Origin of the sequence: Arenimonas sp. (assembly GCF_019459675.1) — a bacterium.
GTDB lineage: Bacteria > Pseudomonadota > Gammaproteobacteria > Xanthomonadales > Xanthomonadaceae > Arenimonas.
In genome coordinates, this window is record NZ_JAIBFH010000246.1 from 1 (window position 1) to 3,820 (window position 3,820).

General features: G+C 70.5%; 5 protein-coding genes. All 5 read right to left on the reverse strand.

Annotated elements, in window-relative coordinates; translation table 11 throughout:
• Window positions 1-765: tryptophan synthase subunit alpha (gene trpA / locus K0M70_RS08310; RefSeq protein WP_290781334.1), on the reverse strand; the 765-nt coding region annotated here is incomplete at its 3' end.
• Window positions 762-1,976, reverse strand: coding sequence for a tryptophan synthase subunit beta (trpB, locus tag K0M70_RS08315; protein ID WP_290781335.1), 1,215 nt, complete (start codon window positions 1,974-1,976; stop codon window positions 762-764). The genes trpB and trpA, both read right to left, overlap by 4 nt.
• 7 nt (window positions 1,977-1,983) lie before the next feature.
• A complete protein-coding gene (locus K0M70_RS08320) occupies window positions 1,984-2,619 on the reverse strand; it encodes a phosphoribosylanthranilate isomerase (RefSeq protein WP_290781336.1) in 636 nt (211 codons plus the stop codon).
• 56 nt (window positions 2,620-2,675) lie between these two features.
• Window positions 2,676-3,443 (reverse strand): tRNA pseudouridine(38-40) synthase TruA, encoded by a 768-nt coding sequence (gene truA / locus K0M70_RS08325; protein WP_290781338.1) that lies wholly within the window; start codon window positions 3,441-3,443, stop codon window positions 2,676-2,678.
• 64 nt (window positions 3,444-3,507) lie between these two features.
• The coding region (locus K0M70_RS08330; RefSeq protein WP_290781337.1) for a FimV/HubP family polar landmark protein at window positions 3,508-3,820 on the reverse strand (313 nt) is incomplete at its 5' end.

Below are 3,820 nucleotides of genomic sequence, written 5' to 3' on the forward strand. Positions count from 1 at the left end.
GGGGCCCGCGGGGGGGGGGTCCCCGGGGGGGGGGGGCCCCCAACGCCCACCCCCCCGCCAACGCCCCCCCCCCCCCCGGGGGGCCGCGGGCGCCCGCGCCGCGGCCGAGGCCCCGTCGCGGATGCCAAAGCCCACCAGCACCGGCACGTTCGACATCGCCCGCAGGTCGCCGGCCTTGATCAGCACCGCCGCCGTGTCGAGCTGGCCGCCACCGGTCACGCCGGCGAAGGACACGTAATACAGGTAGCCCTGCGACTCGGTTGCCAGGCGCGCCAGGCGGTCGGGCGTGGTGGTGGGTGCGGCCAGCGAGATCAGCTGCAGGCCGGCCGCATTGAACGCGGCGCGGGTGGGACCGGCCTCTTCCGGCGGCAGGTCCACCAGCAGGATGCCGTCCACGCCTGCCTCGGCCGCGGCCTGGCCGAACGCCTTCGCGCCGCGCATCTCCACCGGGTTCAGGTAACCCATCAGCACCACGGGCGTGGTGGCGTCGTCGCGGCGGAAACGGGCGACGGATTCAAACAGGTAGCGCAGGCCGGCGCCGCGCTCGATCGCACGCTCGGAGCTTCGCTGAATCACCGGGCCGTCGGCCATCGGGTCGGAGAACGGCACGCCCAGCTCGATGACGTCGGCGCCCGCCCGCACCAGCGCGTGCATCACCGGAACGGTGGCCTCCAGCGACGGATCGCCGGCAGTGATGAACGGCACGAGGGCTTTGCGGCCGGCGGCACGCAGGGCTTCGAAGCGGACGGCGATACGCGTGCTCACAGGACGATGCCCTCTCGCTTGGCGATGGTGAAGATGTCCTTGTCGCCGCGGCCCGAAAGGTTGCACAGCACCAGGCCGTCCTTGGGCATGTCGCGGGCGATCTTCATGGCCTGGGCGATGGCATGGGCCGACTCCAGCGCCGCCAGGATGCCTTCCTTGCGCGCCAGCAGGTGGAAGGCCTCCATCGCCTCGTCGTCGGTCACCCCGACGTAGCTGGCGCGGCCGCTGTCCTTGAGGAAGGCGTGCTCGGGGCCAACGCCGGGATAGTCCAGGCCGGCGGAGATGGAATGCGTCTCGGTGATCTGGCCGTCGTCGTCGCAGATCACGTAGGTGCGGTTGCCGTGCAGCACGCCCGGCCGACCCGCCACCAGCGACGCCGAATGGCGCCCGGTGGCAATGCCGTCGCCCGCCGCCTCGGCACCGATGATGGCTACCCCGCGGTCGTTGAGGAACGCATGGAACATGCCGATGGCGTTGCTGCCGCCGCCCACGCAGGCGGTGATGGCGTCGGGCAGGCGGCCGTATTCCTCCAGCATCTGCGCGCGCGCTTCCTTGCCGACCACGGCGTTGAAGTCGCGCACCAGCTTGGGGTACGGGTGCGGGCCGGCCACGGTGCCGATGATGTAGAAGGTGTCGTGCACGTTGGTGACCCAGTCGCGCATCGCTTCATTGAGCGCGTCCTTGAGCGTCTTGCTGCCCGAGGTCACCGGCACCACGGTGGCGCCCAGCAGCTTCATGCGGAACACGTTCGGCGCCTGGCGCTCGACGTCGGTGGAGCCCATGTACACCACGCACTCCAGGCCAAGGCGCGCGGCCACGGTGGCGCTGGCCACGCCGTGCTGGCCGGCGCCGGTCTCGGCGATGATGCGGGTCTTGCCCATTCGCTTGGCCAGCATGCCCTGGCCGATGGTGTTGTTGATCTTGTGCGCGCCGGTGTGGTTGAGGTCTTCGCGCTTGAGCAGGATGCGCGCGCCGCCCACGTATTCCGACAGCCGCACGGCTTCGTAGATCGGGCTGGGCCGGCCGACGTAGTGGCGATAGTCGTGGCGCAGTTCGGCCAGGAACTGCGGGTCCTTGCTGTACTTGTCGTAGGCCGCCTCGAGCTCGCGCAGCGGCCCGATCAGGGTTTCGGAAACGAACACGCCGCCATAGCGGCCGAAGTGTCCCGCGGCGTCCGGCCAGGCGCCGAAGTCGGCGATGTCGGCGGCCATGGGGATGTCATTGCTGGGCGTTGCGGTCTGCACGTCTAACCTCGTCTACGAACTGCTGCATTTTTTCGCCGTCCTTGGTGCCCGGCGCGCTCTCGATGCCACTGGACACGTCCACCGCATACGGGCTTGCGGTGCGGATGGCCTGGCCAACGTTGCCCGGGGCCAGGCCGCCCGCCAGGAACACGGGCCGGCCGAGCGGCGGGATGGTGCTCCAGTCGAAGCGTTCGCCGCGGCCGCCGGGCTGGCCCGGGCCGTGGCCGTCGAGCAGGAAGGCACTGGCCGAAGGGTAGCGTTTCCGCGCCAGGACCGCATCGGCGGGCCCCTGCCCCATCGCCACTGTCTTGATGAAGGGCAGCCCGAAACCGCGGCAGAAGGCGTCGTCTTCGCTGCCGTGGAACTGCAGCATGCTGGGCCTGAGCGCGCGGATGGCCGCGACCACCTCGCTGCCGGGGTTGTCCATGAACAGCGCCACCACGTCCACCAGCGGTGGCGCGACTTGCCGCAGCGATTCAACCTGGTCGGCAGCCAGCCGGCGCGGACTGGCGGCCGCGAACACGAAGCCCAGCGCGTCCACGCCCAGCTCCACCGCCAGGCGGACGTCACCGGGACGGGTGAGGCCGCAAAATTTGATCCTAGTGCGCATGGGTCATTGTAGGGTCTGGGCGTGCGGATGCTGTGCAGGCGCGATGAAACCAACGCTCAGAGCGTTACCTCGGCCGGCAACGACCACGACGCCGGATAGCGCGGGCCCAGGAAAACCAAGCCGCTGGAAGGCGCGGTGGGACCGGCCACCGCGCGATCGCGGCCCAGCAGCAGTTCACCCGGCCACGCTTCGGGCTGTTCGCCGCGCCCCACCGGCAGCAGGCTTCCGACGAAATTGCGGACCATGTGGTGCAGGAAGGCGTTGGCCTGCACTTCAATCACCACCCGGTCGTCCTCGCGGCGCACGCTGATCTCGTGGACGTTTCGGTTGGGGTGCGGCGCCTGGCAATGCACCGTGCGGAAGGCGCTGAAGTCATGCTCGCCCACCAGGGCCTGGGCGGCGCGATGCATGGCCGGGGCGTCCAGCGGGTGCCGCTCCCAGGTCAGCGTGTCGCGATGGATGGCCGGGCGGGTGCGTCGGTTGAGCAAGGTATAGCGGTAGCGGCGTGCGCGCGCGGCATAGCGGGCATGGAAATCCTGCGGCACCGGTTGGCACCACAGGATTGCGACGCTGTCGGGCAGGCGGCTGTTGCCGCCCTGCTGCAGCGCGAACGGCGTGCGGCCGGACGCCGTGTCCAGATGCACCACCTGGCAGCGCGCATGCACGCCGCTGTCGGTGCGGCCAGCGCAGACCACGTCCAGCGGGTGGTTGGCCACGAAAGACAGCGCCGTTTCCACCGCCGCCTGCACCGAAGGCCCGTGCGAAAGGCGCTGCCAGCCCTGGAAGGCGCTGCCGTCGTATTCGATGCCCAGCGCGAAGCGCACGCTGGAAACAGCGGGGCCGGGTTGCCCCGGCCCCGTGTCCGCAGCGTTGGCGGGCAGCGCGGGCTTAGCCAATTTCCTTCAGCAGTTGCGCGGCCTCGGCGCGCCCCGCCGGACCGGCTTCGGCCAGTACTTCCTCGAGCATGCCCTTGGCACCTTCGATGTCGCCGATGTCCAGGTAGGCCCTGGCCAACTCGATCTTCGTGGCGCTGCCGTCGTCCGCATCGGCGTCCGCATGGGGCATGCCGTCGGACTCGATGCCGACCAGGTCAACGGGCATCGGCTGCGCCGAGGCGCCGTCGCTGGCGCCGGAAGCGGCGATCGCCAGGCGGTCCCACTCTTCGTCCTGCTCTTCCACCACCGGCGCGGCGGACGAGGCC

Coding starts and splice junctions, on each gene's coding strand:
- trpB (WP_290781335.1), bottom strand. CDS start 1,976: ATGGCCGCCGACATCGCCGACTTCGGCGCCTGGCCGGACGCCGCGGGA.
- K0M70_RS08320 (WP_290781336.1), bottom strand. CDS start 2,619: ATGCGCACTAGGATCAAATTTTGCGGCCTCACCCGTCCCGGTGACGTC.